The sequence below is a fragment of the Streptomyces deccanensis genome, assembly GCF_022385335.1.
Lineage (GTDB): Bacteria > Actinomycetota > Actinomycetes > Streptomycetales > Streptomycetaceae > Streptomyces > Streptomyces deccanensis.
The window spans coordinates 3,802,787-3,817,391 of sequence record NZ_CP092431.1 but is presented as its reverse complement, the minus strand read 5'-3'; the positions used below and the strand labels follow the sequence as shown (position 1 = coordinate 3,817,391).

Sequence of the window (14,605 nt, the reverse complement as noted above, 5' to 3'; positions counted from 1 at the left end):
GCGCGCCGCGCCCCGGACCCCGCTCCCCCGTTCCCCCAGGGGGCTCCCCAGCCCCCGGCCCTGTGGTTCCGTTACGCCGGAGTCGTCACCAGCGGCGGCAGCGCGCCCGTCTTCGCCGCCTGGCCGTACCAGTACGCGCTCGACTTCGGCGTACGGGTGAGGGTCGCGTAGTCGACGTACACGGCGCCGAACCGCTTCCCGTAGCCGTACGCCCACTCGAAGTTGTCCATCAGGGACCACAGGTAGTAGCCGCGGACGTCCGCCCCCTCGGCGATCGCGCGGCGGACCGCGCGCAGGTGGCCGTGGAGGTAGGCGATGCGCTCGGGGTCGTGGACGCGGCCGTCGGAGTCCATCTTGTCGTCGTAGGCGGCGCCGTTCTCCGTCACGTACATCGGCAGCCCCGGAGCCTCCCGCGCGTACCGCATGATCAGCTCGTGCAGGCCCGTCGGGTCGATGGTCCAGCCCATCTCCGTACGGTCGCCCGGCGTCTGGTGGAACAGGACGTCGTCCGCGCCCGGCCACGGCGAGTGCTCGCTCGCCCCGTGCCCGTCGGCCCTGGGGCCCTTCAGGTCGGCGTCCGCCGCGCCCACCAGCGTCGGCGTGTAGTAGTTCAACCCGAGTGCGTCCAGTGGCTGGTTGGCCGTCGCCACGTCGCCGTCCTGCACGAACGACCAGTCCGTCAGCGACGAGGTCGCGGCGAACAGGGTCTCCGGGTACGCGCCGTGCAGCATCGGACCGTGGAAGACCCCGTTGGCCAGGTCGTCGATCTTCCGCGCCGCCGCCACGTCCTCGGGGGAGTTGGTGATCGGCCGGACCACCGACGAGTTCAGGCTCACCGCGATCGCGTTGCGGGCGGGCATCGCCGAGCGGAGCGCCGCGACGCCCAGCCCGTGCGCCACGTTCAGGTGGTGGGCCGCGCGCAGCGACGCCACCGGGTCCGTACGGCCCGGCGCGTGCACTCCGGAGCCGTAGCCCAGGAACGCGGTGCACCACGGCTCGTTGAGCGTGATCCACTGCTCGACCCGGTCGCCCAGCGCCTCGCCCACGATCCGCGCGTACTCGGCGAAGCGGTGCACGATGTCCCGCTCGGGCCAGCCGCCCGCGTCCTCCAACTCCTGCGGGAGGTCCCAGTGGTAGAGGGTCACGGCCGGCTTGATGCCCTTGTCCAGCAGCTCGTCGACCAGCCGCCGGTAGAAGTCCAGGCCCTTCTGCACGGCCGGGCCCCGGCCCGTCGGCTGCACCCGCGACCAGGAGATCGAGAAGCGGTACGAGTTGAGGCCCAGGTCGGCCATCATCGCCACGTCGTCGCGGTAGCGGTGGTAGTGGTCGACAGCGATGTCACCGGTCTCGCCACCGGCGGTCTTGCCCGGGGTGTGGCTGAAGGTGTCCCAGATGGAGGGCGTACGGCCGTCCTCCCGCACCGCCCCCTCGATCTGGTAGGCGGAGGTGGCCGCGCCCCAGAGGAAGGCGGGAGGAAAGGTCACCGGGGTGACCGGGTTCACGGGTTCAGGCATGGAAGCGCTCCCATAGTGGTCGTGGAGACCGACAGTGGTGGGTGGGGGGATGAGAGAAGAGAGGGCCGGGACGGCGGTGGCCCGGCCCTCGAAGGTGTGCGCGCGGTGGAGCGGACGGCGACGAGCCGCCTCACCCCTTGATCGCGCCCTGCATGATGCCGCCGACGATCTGCTTGCCGAACAGGAGGAAGGCGATCAGCAGCGGCAACGTGCCGAGCAGCGCACCCGCCATGATCACCGACTGGTCGGGGATGTAGCCGGTGCCGAGGGCGTTGAGGGCCACCTGGACCGTCGGGTTCTGCTGGTTCAGGGCGAGAATGGGCCACAGGAAGTCGTTCCAGGCCATCACGAAGGTGAGCAGCCCCAGCACCGCCATCGCCGGCCGCGCCGCCGGGAAGACCACGTGCCACACGATCCGCAGGCTGCTCGCCCCGTCGACGCGGGCCGCCTCGATCAGCTCGGAGGGCAGGGCCTGGACCAGGTACTGCCGCATGAAGAACGTGCCGAACGCGCTGACCAGCGTGGGCAGGATGACCGTCTGGAGCTGGTTGGACCAGTTCAGGTCGCTCATCCACAGATACAGCGGGACGACGGCCAGCTGCGGCGGGATCATCATCGTGCCGATGGTCAGCAGCAGCAGGAGACTGGAGAACCGGAACCGCAGCTTGGCGAAGGCGAACCCGGCGAGCGTGGAGAACAGCACCGTACCGATGGTGATCGTCCCGGCCACGAGCGTCGTGTTGAGCATCGCGGTGCCGAGCCCGGCCTGCTCCCAGGCGGTCTCCAGGTTCTTGAACAGGTTGCCGCCGAACCACAGCGGCGGCGGCGCCTCGGCGAGCCGCTCGCTGGTGCGCGAGGCCGCGATCGCCGTCCACAGCAGGGGCGCGAGCGAACCCACGGCGAAGACGGTCAGGACGATGTAGGTGAGCGGCCCCGCGTGCATCTGCTTGCCCGCGCCCATCACCCGGCGGCGGGAGGCCTTCGTCTCCGGCGCCCGCTGCGGGGCCCGGGGACGGGTCAGTTCGCTCGTGGTCATGGGGTCTTCCTCAGCCGTCGGGTGAGCAGCAGGTTGATCGCGGCCACGATCAGCAGGATCAGGAACATCGTCCAGGCGATGGCGGACGCCTTGCCGAGGTTGCCGATCATGAAGCCCTGGTCGTACATGTACAGGCCGAGCGTCTGGTACTGGTGCTCCGAGCCGCCCTTGGAACCGTCGGCCCCACCGAACAGCAGGGGCTCACCGAAGAGTTGGGTCGCGCCGATCGTGGAGACGACCGCCGTGAACAGGATCGTCGGCCGCAGCTGCGGGATCGTCACATGGATGAACTGCTGCCAGCGGTTCGCGCCGTCGAGGGACGCCGACTCGTACAGATCGCCGGGGATCGCCTGCATCGCCGCGAGGTAGATCAGCGCGTTGTAGCCGGTCCACCGCCAGATCACGATCGTGGAGACCGCGAACTTCGAACCCCAGTTGGACTCACGCCAGTTGACGGGGTCGATCCCGACGAAGTCCAGCAGCCAGTTCACCATGCCGCCGTCCCAGGAGAACAGCAGCACGAAGACCAGGGTGGCCGCCGCCACCGACGTGGCGTACGGGGTCAGCATGATGACCCGCCACACGGTCGAGCCGCGCAGCCGGTAGTTGAGCAGGTGCGCGATGCCGATCGCCACCAGCAGCTGGGGCACGGTCGCGATCACGCCGATGGAGAAGGTGACCCAGAGGGAGTTCCAGAAGAAGTCCGAGGACAGCAGGTTCTGGTAGTTGTCCAGGCCCACCCAGGTCTGGTTGTCCAGGTCGGACAGCTGCACGTTGTGCAGCGAGTACCAGCCCGTGTACAGCAGCGGGACGAGCGAGAACGCCCCGAAGATCAGGAAGAAGGGGGAGATGAAGACGTACGGGGACGCCTTCATGTCCCAGCGGTACAGCCGGCTGCGCCACGAGTCGGTGCCGGCCGACGGCGTACCGCGACCCTGAGCGCCCCGGACCGCGCCCGGCTCATCGCCGGGCGCGGTCTCGGCGCTCGCCGCGGAATGCGCGAGTGCCTCTTTGGAGCTGGTCACTGGCCGAGCACGTCCTTGATCTCCTTGCTGGCGGCCTCCCAGCCCTCCTCAGGGCTCTTGCCCTTCTGCTCGACCTGCACGATGCCGATGTCGGCGATCGCGGTGCCGATCGGCTGGTCCTTGGTGCCGAAGTGCTGCACCGGGATCGTCTTCGCCGAGTCGGAGAAGATCTGCGTCAGCGGCGCGTCGGAGAAGTACGCGGTGGTGTCGGGGCTCGGCTTGAGCGTCGGGTACGCCGACGGGGTCGACGGGAAGCTGGCCTGCTTGGCGAAGACCTTGGCCTGCTGCTCGGGGGCGGTCAGCCACTTCGCCAGCGCGATGGCCTCCTTCTGGTGCTTGCTCGCCGTCGGCACACCGATGAACGCGCCGCCCCAGTTGGCCGCGGTCGGCGCCGCCGCCACGTCCCACTTGCCCTTCCCGGAGTCACCGGACTTCTCCTGGATGTAGCCGATCATCCAGGCCGGGCAGGCCACCGTGGCGAAGGAGCCCTTGGCGTACCCCTGGTCCCAGGGCGTCTCGAACTGCTTCAGCTTCGCCGACATGTCGCTGGTCGCCACGGACATGGCCGCGTCCCAGGCGTCCTTCACGCCCGTGGACTTCTCCCAGATGGGGTTGCCGTCCTTGTCGTAGTAGCGCTCGGACGCGCCACCGAGGGCCGCGTTGTAGACGGAGGACGCCGAGTCCACGAACTTGGTGCCCGACGGCGCCTTCTTCATGTACTCCTTGCCGAGGTCGACGTACTTGCTCCAGTCGCCCTTCCACTGCTCCGCGAGCTTGGTGCGGTCGGTCTCGAGGCCCGCCTTCTCGAACAGGTCCTTGCGGTAGCAGATCGCCATCGGGCCGATGTCGGTGCCGAGCCCGATGAGCTTGCCGTCCTTGGTGGTGGCCTGCTGGTTCTTCCAGTCCAGCCACTGCGACTTGTCGACCTCCTTGCCGAGGTCCACGAACTTGTTGCCCTGGGACTGCACGGCCTCGGCGATGTTGCCGATCTCGATCGCCTGGATGTCGTCGGTGCCGGAGCCGGCCTGCAGCCGGGTGAGCGTCTTGGGCCAGTAGACCGAGGTCTTGGTGGTGACGTTCTCCTTGATGACGATGTCCGGGTTCTGCTTCATGTACTCGTCGTACAGGCCGGCCTGCTTGTAGCCGAAGACGCCGAAGGTGCCGACCGTCAGCGTGGTCTTGCCCCCGGTGTCGCCGTTTCCGTCACCCTCGTTCGACGAGCCGCCGGAGTCCTCGGCGCAGCCGGCCAGCAGCCCCGCGCCCAGGGCGGCGACGGCTGCCAGGACCACCGTCTTGCGGGCGGTTCGGGTACGTGCTCGCATTGCGTCCTCCTGATGCCCTGACGTGCCGACCCCCCGGCCAACGGTGTTGTTGGGCCCGTTAGTTCAAACTGCGGCTCGGGCGGGGAACGTGCGGGTTGTGTAAGTGCCAGGTACTGTGGGAGCGCTCCCACAAGTGATGTGTTGAAGAGTCGTCGGTTCCTGCGGGGGTGTCAAGGGAGCGAACGCGGAGAGATGTCTTCGGTTATCGGGCTGTTAACTAACCCGGGGGCCGGTGGTCGGCCATGCCCGGAAACGGGGCGGGCGGGGCGCGGGGATCGGCGCGGGCGCGGGATGGGCCGGGGCTCGGGTGGGCTTCGGAGGCCGGTGGGAACGCGGCGCGGTTGGGCTTCGGGGGCCGGCGGAACCGGCGCCGGAGTCCGGGCGCGAGTCGGGGCGCGGGCCCTGTGGGACCGTTGGACTCGTGTAACCAGCGGTCCGACCGCTCGTGCTGAAACCCGGACGACCACTTCCCGGACGTCGTACGAGGATCAGGACTGTTAGATTCCACGCCAGCGCGGTGTGAACGGGAGGCGACCATGGTGGCAGGCCACGGAGCACGGGGCCGGAGCGGTGGCCGGCCGACGTTGGAAGAGGTCGCCGCACGGGCCGGTGTGGGCCGGGGGACGGTGTCCCGGGTGATCAACGGCTCGCCCCGGGTCAGTGACGCGACCCGCGCGGCGGTCGAGGCGGCGGTCGCGGAGCTCGGCTACGTCCCGAACACGGCGGCGCGGGCGCTCGCGGCGAACCGCACGGATGCGATCGCGATGGTCGTGCCGGAGCCGGAGACCCGCTTCTTCGCGGAACCGTACTTCTCCGACATCCTCAAGGGCGTGGGCGCCCAGCTGTCCGAGACGGAGATGCAGCTCCTGCTGATTTTCGCGGGCAGCGACCGGGAGCGGCGCCGCCTGGCCCAGTACCTGGCCGCGCACCGTGTCGACGGGGTCCTCCTGGTCTCGGTCCACGCCGACGACCCGCTCCCGGATCTGCTGTCGCAACTGGAGATCCCGGCGGTGATCAGCGGCCCCCGCTCGGAGCACGAGACGCTCCCCTCCGTCGACTCCGACAACTACGGGGGCGGCCGCTCGGCGGTGGAACACCTGATCGAGCGGGGCCGCACCCGGATCGCCACGATCACCGGGCGCCTGGACGTCTACGGCGCCCAGCGCCGGGTCGTCGGCTACCGCGAGGCCCTCGTCGACGCCGGCCGCGAGGTCGACGAGCGCCTGATCGTCCCCGGCGACTTCACGGAGGAGGGCGGCCGCCGGGCGATGAAGGAACTGCTGTCCCGCCGCCCCGACCTCGACGCGGTCTTCGTCGAGTCCGACGTCATGGCGTCGGGCGCCCGCCAGGTCCTCCGCGAGGCGGGCCGCCGCATACCTGACGACGTCGCCCTCGTCGGCTACGACGACTCGGCGATCGCCCGCCACATGGATCCCCCTCTGACCAGCGTCCGCCAGCCCATCGAGGAAATGGGCCGCGCCATGATCGACCTCCTCCTCGACGAGATCGCCGACCGCCGCCCGGCGGTGTCGAGGGGCTTGGAACGACGCCAGGTGGTGCTTCCTACGGAGTTGGTGGCGCGGGCTTCGTCGTGAAGTACGCCATGGTTGCCCATGCATATCGCCGGCATGGAGCGGCATGGAGGTGAACGATGGACCTGGACAGGGACACGGTGCATGCGGCCGTGCGGGACCAAGACGCGCGGGTGCGGCTGGAGGCAGCACGCCCCACTGCGTGCGGGGCGCGCTGCTGGCAGCCTGGCCTTCATGGAGAAGGTTGGTGGTGGCGGGGGAAGCACGGGCGACCACCCGCTGTTGGGTGTCGACGGGGTCGAAGGCCCCATAGGGGACTACCTGGCCCGCATCGGCGACGTCTTCCGGGTGTTCGGGAGGCAGGACTCAGGGTGCGTGGCCTATGGCGTTCAGCTGCCGGACCGCGATGAGCGGTGGTTCGTGAAGACGGCCCTCGGTGGGAGGGGGCTGCGGTCGTTGGAGCGGGCGTGGGACTTCCACCGGTCCGTCCGACACCCGGTGATCGTCCCGCAGCTGCATCGGATCGCGTCCCGGTTCGGGTCGGCCGTGGTCATGCCCTGGCGGGACGGCGAGGTGCTGTACGACCCCGCCGAGCATGGCAGAGGGGACCGGAGGAGCCCCGGCAGCCCGATGGCGCGCTTCCGCGCGCTGCCCGTCGACCGGATCGAGGAGGCCTTCGCCCGCGTCCTCGACGCCCATATTGCCGTCGAGGACGCAGGGTACGTCGCCGTGGATCTCTACGACGGCGCCCTGCTGTACGACTTTGCGGCGGGGGAGATGAGCCTGATCGACCTCGACGAGTACCGCCCGGGCCCCTTCGTGCTGGACGCCGAGCGGCTGCCAGGATCCACGCGTTTCATGGCGCCGGAGGAGTTCGCGCGCGGCGCGACCATCGACGCGCGCACCACGGTCCACGCGCTGGGGCGCACCGCACGGCTGTTGCTGGACGCCGGCGACGAGGAGCGCGCCTGGCGGGGTACGGCGGCCCAACTCGACGTCCTGGAGCGGGCCACGCACCCCGATCCCGGTGAACGCTTCGCGGGGGTGCGGGAGTTCAGGGAAGCGTGGTCGCGTAGCTGAGGTCCGTCGCCGTGAGCGTGTCGGGGGTCAGGCGGAGCCACGTCGTGCCTCGTTCGGTCGGGGCGTCGTGCAGGTAGTGGACGAAGCGGGTGTCCCAGGTGGTTTCGTCGGCTCCCAGGTAGCGGGTCAGTTTGCGTCGGCCTCTCGGCACGTCGAACGGCACCAGCTCACCGCGTCCGCGAGCGATCACCTGCCGGACCCGCCCCGTCGCGAGATCGCATTCGTCCACGGCGAGGGCGAGGCGTGGGTCTTCCTTCACCCGGTCGAACAAGCGGGCCCACGGCCCCGTCAGCACCCAGAAGGCACCGTCCTCCCAGAGGAACCAGACAGGCCGCACCGTGGGGCCGTTGGTCGCGAGGCGGGCGGTGAGGGGCTGCCGCAGGAAGTCGTCCACGTCGAAGTCAGGAGAGGCCACGGCTCCCATCCTCCGGTGCCCCACGGCTCCTGCCCAGCGACCTTCGACCTAGGACCTTGGACCTTGGACCTTGGACCTTGGACCTTGGACCTTGGACCAGGGTCCCGGCGTGTGGCCAAGGGGCGCGTGCCACGATGCTTCCTTGACTCACAGCTCTCAGGGGGAAACATGCGCACCCGTACCACCGTCTTAGTCGTCGCCGCGTTCTTCGCGCTCACCGCGTGCACATCCGACGACGAGCCCGGCGGCAACGCCGACGGCACACCGTCCGCCGCGGCGAGGCAGCCGAGCGCCATGCCCAGCCGGTCCGCGACCTCGGACCCCGATACCGCCGACACCGCCGATCTCGAAGCGGCGGTCCGTGCCTACACCGCCGCGTACTTCGCGAACGACCCCGACACCACCCACGGCATGCTGTCCGCCCGCTGCCAGAAGGTGATCACACGCGCCGGCATGGCCGTGCTGACCGAACGGGCCGAACAGACCGAGCGGGCTGTCGGCGACTCCGAGCCGAAGGACGTGAAGCGGTTCGAGGTCGACGAGATATCCACGTCCGGCGACGCGGCGCGCGTCTCGTACGGCGTCGGCATCCCCAAGTTCGACCAGAAGCAGGAGGCGTGGGCTCGCGAGGCCGGGGTCTGGCGCTACGACGACTGCTGAGCCCGGCGGCGAGGTGACCGGCCGCACACGAACAAGCCCCGATCCGTTCCCAGATCGGGGCTTGTTCCTCAAGGGTGAGTGACGGGACTCGAACCCGCGACATCCTGGACCACAACCAGGTGCTCTACCAGCTGAGCTACACCCACCATGACCGGCGGTTCATCCGAAGGTTTCACCGACCGGCCGAGAAAAAGTGTACAGGGTCTGAAGGGGTGCCCGTGCACGCGTTTCGGTGGGGGCGGTTCCGGGGCCGGCGGGCCCCGGGGGCGGGGCTACCGGCCGGGCAGGACGTGCTTCGCGGCGATCGTGCGGGCCGTGTCCGAGTCGGGGCCGGGCTGGGGCACGAAGATCGCCTCGCGGTAGTAGCGGAGTTCGACGATGGATTCGCGGATGTCGGCGAGGGCCCGGTGGTTGCCGTTCTTCTCCGGGCTGTTGAAGTACGCCCTCGGGTACCAGCGCCGCGCCAGCTCCTTGATCGAGGAGACGTCCACGATGCGGTAGTGCAGGTACTCCTCCAGCGTCGGCATGTCCCGCAGGAGGAAGCCCCGGTCCGTGCCCACCGAGTTGCCGCACAGCGGAGCCTTGCGCGGTTCCTTCACGTGTTCCCGTACGTACGCCAGCACCTGCTCCTCGGCGTCGGCGAGCGTCGTGCCGCCGGCCAGGGCGTCCAGCAGGCCGGACGCGGTGTGCATCTCGCGCACCACCTCCGGCATCGTCTCCAGCGCCGAGTCCGGCGGGCGGACGACGATGTCGACTCCCTCGCCGAGCACGTTCAGCTCGGAGTCGGTGACGAGGGCGGCCACCTCGATGAGCGCGTCGTCCGACAGCGAGAGGCCGGTCATCTCGCAGTCGATCCACACCATGCGATCGTTCATGTGTCTCACCTTACGGCCCGTGACAGCCGTACGGCCCAGTCCTGCACCAGCGTGATCACGGGGTGATCAGGTGCGGGACCGGGCCGTCACACAGCCCTGTGGGCTACGGCGCGCTGCGCTGGCCCGGCAGGCGGCCCGTCGCGTACAGCTCCGGCTTGGCGCCCTCCGTGGACATGGACGCCGACGGCGCCAGGGCGCTCGCCGCGGCCGTGCGCCGGGCCTGCAGCGGTACCGGCGCGTGCTCCGGCGCCACCGGGGGCGGCCCCGGGACGCCGTGCGGGCCGTCGTGGTGGTCGCCGGCCTTCTCGCCCTGCGGCCGCCGGGCCCGGTACGCCGCCCGGTACGCCGCCGGCGACGAACCGAGCTGCCGCCGGAAGTGCCCGCGCAGCGCCACCGGCGAACGGAAGCCGCAGCGCCCCGCGACCTCGTCCACCGAGTAGTCCGACGTCTCCAGCAGACGCTGGGCCTGCAGGACGCGCTGAGTGATCAGCCACTGCAGGGGAGCGCTCCCGGTGAGCGAGCGGAACCGGCGGTCGAACGTACGACGGCTCATGTACGCCCGTGCCGCGAGCGTCTCCACGTCGAACTGCTCGTGGAGGTGCTCCAGCGCCCAGGCGACGACCTCGGCGAGCGGGTCGGCGCCGATCTCCTCGGGTAAAGACCGATCGAGGTAGCGCTCCTGGCCGCCCGATCGACGTGGTGGGACCACCAGACGACGGGCCAGCGCGCCCGCCGCCTCGTTCCCGTGATCCGTCCGCACGATGTGCAGACAGAGATCGATTCCGGCCGCGGTGCCGGCCGAGGTCAGTACGTCCCCGTCGTCCACGAAGAGCTCTCGTGGGTCGACGTGGACGGACGGATAGCGCTTGGCCAGCGTCGGCGCGTACATCCAGTGCGTCGTCGCGGGCCTGCCGTCCAGCAGGCCGGCGGCGGCCAGCACGAATGCGCCGGTGCACAGCCCGACGATGCGGGCGCCCTCTTCGTGCGCTCGGCGCAGTGCGTCGAGCGCCTCCTCCGGCGGCGGTGAGGTGATCGAACGCCATGCGGGCACGACCACCGTGCCCGCCCGCGAGATCGCCTCCAGGCCGTTCGGTGCGGTGAGTTCCAGGCCCCCTGTGGTCCGCAGCGGGCCTTCCTCGCCCGCGCACACCAGCAGGCGGTAGCGCGGTACGCCGGCGTCCTGGCGGTCGATCCCGAACACCGACAGTGGTATGGAACTCTCGAAGATGGGACCGCCGCTGAACAGCAGCACCGCGACGATCTCCTTGCGGCGTCGCCCGGACAGTTTCCGGGCCGCGGCTTCCGGCGCGGCGGTGGAGTCGTGGCTCATACTGCTAAGCCCCCCTCGGTGGTCGCGGCTCCTCGGTTGTGTCGCTCCTGCACGTTTCCCCTTGGTCCTGCACGAGTCCCCCGCCGTAAGACAGTCATGATCGAATCTACTGTGTCCCGTGGTGCCGGCGTGACCAGATCGCCAACCGGCACATTGTCGACATGGCAACTTGGCGTAAAGCATTCGATCACGAAGCGTTGCACTCGCGGGCCGTGCAGGGAAGTGCGCCTTGTCCCAGTGGCCGGTCCACGTAGGGTGCGCGCGGGCCCTTGACCCCTTTCAGTGCAGGTCGAACGGGGGGTGGAGGGGTGTTCGACCAAGGGATGTGCAGGTGGCCGAAGTTGGCTGAAAAGATACGGGGGTGTGCGCGGAAACCGGTCAGTCGACCGGCGTACTCGTACCGGAGTTCCGTCCGCCCCCGTGCGCCCCGGTGGTGGGGCGTCCGCGTCGGCCGCGTGCGGAGGCGCGATCTTCGGCCATCGAACGGGCGGCGGTGGTAGGGGCCGTGCGGGCGCCGCGAGCCGCGCGGGCCGCTCCGCGTTCGGACTGGCGGAGGAGGACGCGGCAGACGCCGGTGACCGCGGCGAGGCCGAGGGCCGCGCCGGTGGCGCCGGCGAGTGAGGTGCCGTACCAGACGAGGACGACCGGGACGAGGACGCAGCTGAACGCCGCCCAGCGGACCACGTCCGTGGCGGTGTCGGCGGGAGGCCCGGGCGGGGTCGGGGTGCTGTCGTCGGAGCCGGCGACGGCTGCGGCCGCGGCTTCGGGCCCGGGTTCGGCTGCGGCTTCCGGAGTGGGGGCGGACCGGGGCGCGGTGCGGGGTGTCGTACGGGGTGCGGTTCGGTGTGCTGTGCGGTGGGCGGGCACTGCGGGCTCCCTCCTGCTCCCTCGGGATCGGCTTACGGGGGTTCAACGCGTGTTCGACCCGTCGGTCACTGGTGCCGCTTGATCGGGTTGGCGCGGGGCGCGGGGCCGGCGTTCACCTACCCGCGTAAACCGGCTGTACGTGGCAGCAACCATTGCGTTACGGGGGCGTGCTCGTGCATGCTCCCTGGAACCCCGCGCAGCCGGTGCGGGATCTGGGCGGAGGAGGCGTGCGGACGTACCCTTGGGGGTATGGGGTTGGGAAGATGTTTCCCGGACACGGCTCCGCCGCGCACCGACGTCCCATCCACGTCGTCCCATCCACGAGGATCCGAACGCCGAGACACCCATGGCCGGTCACGAATTCTTCGACTCCGCGGACCGCAAGCGGCGGCCCGTCGCCGATCACGCGGCGGCAGAGCCCCTCGCGGCGGAAGAGGCACGCCCCTCCTGCGACCCCGCCTTCCAGCACGGCGTCGTCGTCGGCTTCGACGGTTCGACGTCCAGTGAGCGTGCCCTCGCGTACGCCATCGGCATGGCCCGCCGCTCCGGTTCGGGCCTGATCATCGTGCACGTCGCCAATCGGCTGCCCACGACCGTGTGGGCCGGCTGCGAGCCGCCGGTGTTCGTCGACGTCCCCGATCACCGCACCGAGGTCCTCGGGCTGGAGCTCGCCTGCGCGGACTACCTCGTCGAGGTGCCCTGGATCCTGGTCGAGCGTGGTGGCGACATCTGCCACGAACTCGAAGAGGTGGGGCGGGAGTACGAGGCCGACGCGATCGTCGTCGGGTCGACGCACGGCATCGTGGGCCGGATCTTCGGGTCCGTCGCCGGACGGCTCGCCAAGCGGGCGCAGCGCCCCGTCATCGTCATTCCCTGACGAGTTCGAGTTCAGTTCGAGAACGCGTAAGTCTACTGGCGCGTAGGGGTGTTTGTGTCCTTGTGAAGGGCATAACCCGCGTGATGCCGGACCGAGTGGTGTGACGGCCACGGTAGTTGGCAGCGGCGCGGGGTGGTTGGGCGACCCCCGGCGTCATGGAACGGACCCCCTTGTGATGGGTGGCATCACGTGGGGGTCCGTCTTCGTTGTGGGGCCTCGAGCCCTTACTCCACCGTCACCGACTTGGCCAGGTTGCGCGGCTTGTCGATGTCCCGGCCGAGGGCCAACGCCGTGTGGTAGGCGAGGAGTTGGAGGGGGATGCCCATGAGGATCGGGTCCAGCTCGTCCTCGTTCTTGGGGACGACGATCGTCTGGTCGGCCTTCTCCTGCTCCTGGTGGGCGACGGCGAGGATCTTGCCGCTGCGGGCCTTGATCTCCTCCAGGGCGGCGCGGTTCTTCTCCAGCAGGTCGTCGTTCGGGACGATCGCGACCGTGGGCAGGGCGGGCTCGATCAGGGCCAGCGGGCCGTGCTTGAGCTCGGAGGCGGGGTAGGCCTCGGCGTGGATGTAGGAGACCTCCTTGAGCTTCAGGGAGGCCTCGCGGGCCACCGGGTAGCCCCGGACGCGGCCGATGAAGAGCATCGAGCGGGCCTCGGCGTACTCCTGGGCCAGCTTCTTGATCTCCTCCTCCTGCTCCAGCATCTCGGAGATCTGGGCGGGGAGCCTGCGCAGGCCCTCGATGATCCGCTTGCCGTCGCGGACGGAGAGGTCCCGGGTGCGGCCCAGGTGCAGCGCCAACAGGGCGAAGGCGACCGTGGTGTTGGTGAAGCACTTGGTGGAGACGACGCAGACCTCGGGGCCGGCGTGCACGTAGATGCCGCCGTCCGCCTCGCGGGCGATCGCCGAACCGACGACGTTCACCACGCCGAGGACCCGGGCGCCCTTGCGCTTCAGCTCCTGGACGGCCGCCAGTACGTCGTAGGTCTCGCCGGACTGGGAGACGGCGATGTAGAGGGTGTCGGGGTCGACGACCGCGTTGCGGTAGCGGAACTCCGACGCCGGCTCGGCGTCCGCGGGGATGCGGGCCAGCTCCTCGATCATCTGGGCGCCGATCATGCCCGCGTGGTACGAGGTGCCGCAGCCGAGGATCTTGACGCGGCGGATCTGGCGCGCCTCGCGGGCGTCCAGGTTGAGGCCGCCGAGGTGCACGGTGGAGAAGCGGTCGTCGATGCGGCCGCGCAGCACGCGGTCCACGGCGTCGGCCTGCTCGTGGATCTCCTTGTGCATGTAGGTGTCGTGGCCGCCCATGTCGTACGAGGCGGCCTCCCACTCCACGGTGGTGGGTTCGGCCGTGGTGCGGGTGCCCTCCGTGGTGTAGGTGCGGAAGTCGTCGGCCTTGAGGGTGGCCATCTCGCCGTCGTCGAGGGTGACGATCTGGCGGGTGTGGGCGACCAGAGCGGCTATGTCCGAGGCGACGAACATCTCCTTCTCGCCGATGCCGAGCACGACGGGCGAGCCGTTGCGGGCGACCACGATGCGGTCGTTGAAGTCGGCGTGCATGACGGCGATGCCGTACGTGCCCTCGACGATGCGGACCGCCTGGCGGACCTTCTCCTCCAGGGTGGTGGCCTGGGAGCGGGCGATGAGGTGGGTGAGGACCTCGGTGTCGGTCTCGGAGAGGAACTCGACGCCGTCCGCTTCGAGCTTCCTGCGCAGGTCGGAGGCGTTGTCGATGATGCCGTTGTGGACGACGGCGACCTTGTTGTCGGCCGACATGTGCGGGTGGGCGTTCACGTCGGACGGGGCGCCGTGGGTGGCCCAGCGGGTGTGGGCGATGCCGGTGGTGCCCTTGAAGCGCGCGGGGACCTTGGCCTCCAGGTCCCGGACCCGGCCCTTGGCCTTGACCATCTTCAGGCCGGCCGTCTTGGGCGAGGTGACCACTATGCCCGCCGAGTCGTAGCCCCGGTACTCAAGGCGCTGCAGGCCCTCCAGGAGCAGCGGCGCCACGTCGCGCTTGCCGATGTAACCGACAATCCCGCACATATATACGTATCCCCTAGCCGTAGGTGTTCA

General features: G+C 70.0%; 13 protein-coding genes and 1 tRNA gene. 4 read left to right on the top strand and 10 right to left on the bottom strand.

What is annotated here, in order from left to right:
• Positions 1-71: 71 nt before the first annotated feature.
• The 4 genes from L3078_RS16980 to L3078_RS16965 all read right to left on the bottom strand — a co-directional run bounded on the left by L3078_RS16980 (position 72) and on the right by L3078_RS16965 (position 4,897).
• Positions 72-1,514, bottom strand: a complete 1,443-nt coding sequence (locus L3078_RS16980; RefSeq protein ID WP_239754624.1) for a GH1 family beta-glucosidase — start codon at positions 1,512-1,514, stop codon at positions 72-74.
• 130 nt (positions 1,515-1,644) lie between these two features.
• Positions 1,645-2,550, bottom strand: coding sequence for a carbohydrate ABC transporter permease (locus L3078_RS16975; protein ID WP_239754623.1), 906 nt, complete (start codon positions 2,548-2,550; stop codon positions 1,645-1,647).
• On the bottom strand, positions 2,547-3,575 hold the full coding sequence (locus L3078_RS16970; protein ID WP_239754622.1) for a carbohydrate ABC transporter permease: 1,029 nt from the start codon (positions 3,573-3,575) through the stop codon (positions 2,547-2,549). The genes L3078_RS16975 and L3078_RS16970 overlap by 4 nt, the downstream gene beginning before the upstream one ends.
• Positions 3,572-4,897: an ABC transporter substrate-binding protein gene (locus L3078_RS16965; RefSeq protein ID WP_239754621.1), complete on the bottom strand. Its 1,326-nt coding sequence runs from the start codon at positions 4,895-4,897 to the stop codon at positions 3,572-3,574. Before L3078_RS16965 ends, L3078_RS16970 begins: the two co-directional genes overlap by 4 nt.
• Positions 4,898-5,436: 539 nt before the next feature.
• Between L3078_RS16965 and L3078_RS16960 the strand changes: the two genes are divergently transcribed.
• Positions 5,437-6,492 carry a LacI family DNA-binding transcriptional regulator gene (locus L3078_RS16960; RefSeq protein ID WP_239760349.1) on the top strand — a complete coding sequence of 352 codons (1,056 nt, stop codon included), beginning with the start codon at positions 5,437-5,439 and terminating at the stop codon, positions 6,490-6,492.
• A 171-nt stretch (positions 6,493-6,663) separates the two neighbouring features.
• Positions 6,664-7,509, top strand: a complete 846-nt coding sequence (locus L3078_RS16955) for a serine/threonine protein kinase (RefSeq protein ID WP_239754620.1) — start codon at positions 6,664-6,666, stop codon at positions 7,507-7,509.
• On the opposite strand, the gene L3078_RS16950 is transcribed toward L3078_RS16955, so the two are convergent.
• Positions 7,484-7,933: a pyridoxamine 5'-phosphate oxidase family protein gene (locus L3078_RS16950; RefSeq protein ID WP_239760348.1), complete on the bottom strand. Its 450-nt coding sequence runs from the start codon at positions 7,931-7,933 to the stop codon at positions 7,484-7,486. The two genes, L3078_RS16955 and L3078_RS16950, sit on opposite strands and share 26 nt — an antisense overlap.
• Before the next feature lie 159 nt (positions 7,934-8,092).
• On the opposite strand from L3078_RS16950, the gene L3078_RS16945 reads away from it, so the two are divergent.
• On the top strand, positions 8,093-8,584 hold the full coding sequence (locus tag L3078_RS16945) for a hypothetical protein (RefSeq protein ID WP_239754619.1): 492 nt from the start codon (positions 8,093-8,095) through the stop codon (positions 8,582-8,584).
• Between the two features lie 73 nt (positions 8,585-8,657).
• Here L3078_RS16945 and L3078_RS16940 read toward each other — a convergent pair.
• The 4 genes from L3078_RS16940 to L3078_RS16925 form a co-directional block, all read right to left on the bottom strand.
• Positions 8,658-8,730 (bottom strand) — tRNA-His (locus tag L3078_RS16940).
• Between the two features lie 126 nt (positions 8,731-8,856).
• Positions 8,857-9,459 (bottom strand): oligoribonuclease, encoded by a 603-nt coding sequence (gene orn, locus L3078_RS16935; RefSeq protein ID WP_239754618.1) that lies wholly within the window; start codon positions 9,457-9,459, stop codon positions 8,857-8,859.
• A 103-nt stretch (positions 9,460-9,562) separates the two neighbouring features.
• The gene (locus tag L3078_RS16930; RefSeq protein WP_239754617.1) at positions 9,563-10,789 is read right to left on the bottom strand and encodes a helix-turn-helix domain-containing protein; all 1,227 of its coding nucleotides are present in this window, start codon (positions 10,787-10,789) and stop codon (positions 9,563-9,565) included.
• A gap of 378 nt (positions 10,790-11,167) precedes the next feature.
• The gene (locus L3078_RS16925; protein ID WP_239760347.1) at positions 11,168-11,473 is read right to left on the bottom strand and encodes a hypothetical protein; all 306 of its coding nucleotides are present in this window, start codon (positions 11,471-11,473) and stop codon (positions 11,168-11,170) included.
• 529 nt (positions 11,474-12,002) lie between these two features.
• Between L3078_RS16925 and L3078_RS16920 the strand changes: the two genes are divergently transcribed.
• On the top strand, positions 12,003-12,533 hold the full coding sequence (locus L3078_RS16920) for a universal stress protein (RefSeq protein WP_239754616.1): 531 nt from the start codon (positions 12,003-12,005) through the stop codon (positions 12,531-12,533).
• A 224-nt stretch (positions 12,534-12,757) separates the two neighbouring features.
• On the opposite strand, the gene glmS is transcribed toward L3078_RS16920, so the two are convergent.
• Entirely contained in the window at positions 12,758-14,575 is a 1,818-nt protein-coding gene (gene glmS / locus L3078_RS16915; RefSeq protein ID WP_239754615.1) for a glutamine--fructose-6-phosphate transaminase (isomerizing), read from the bottom strand.
• Between the last annotated feature and the right edge of the window lie 30 nt (positions 14,576-14,605).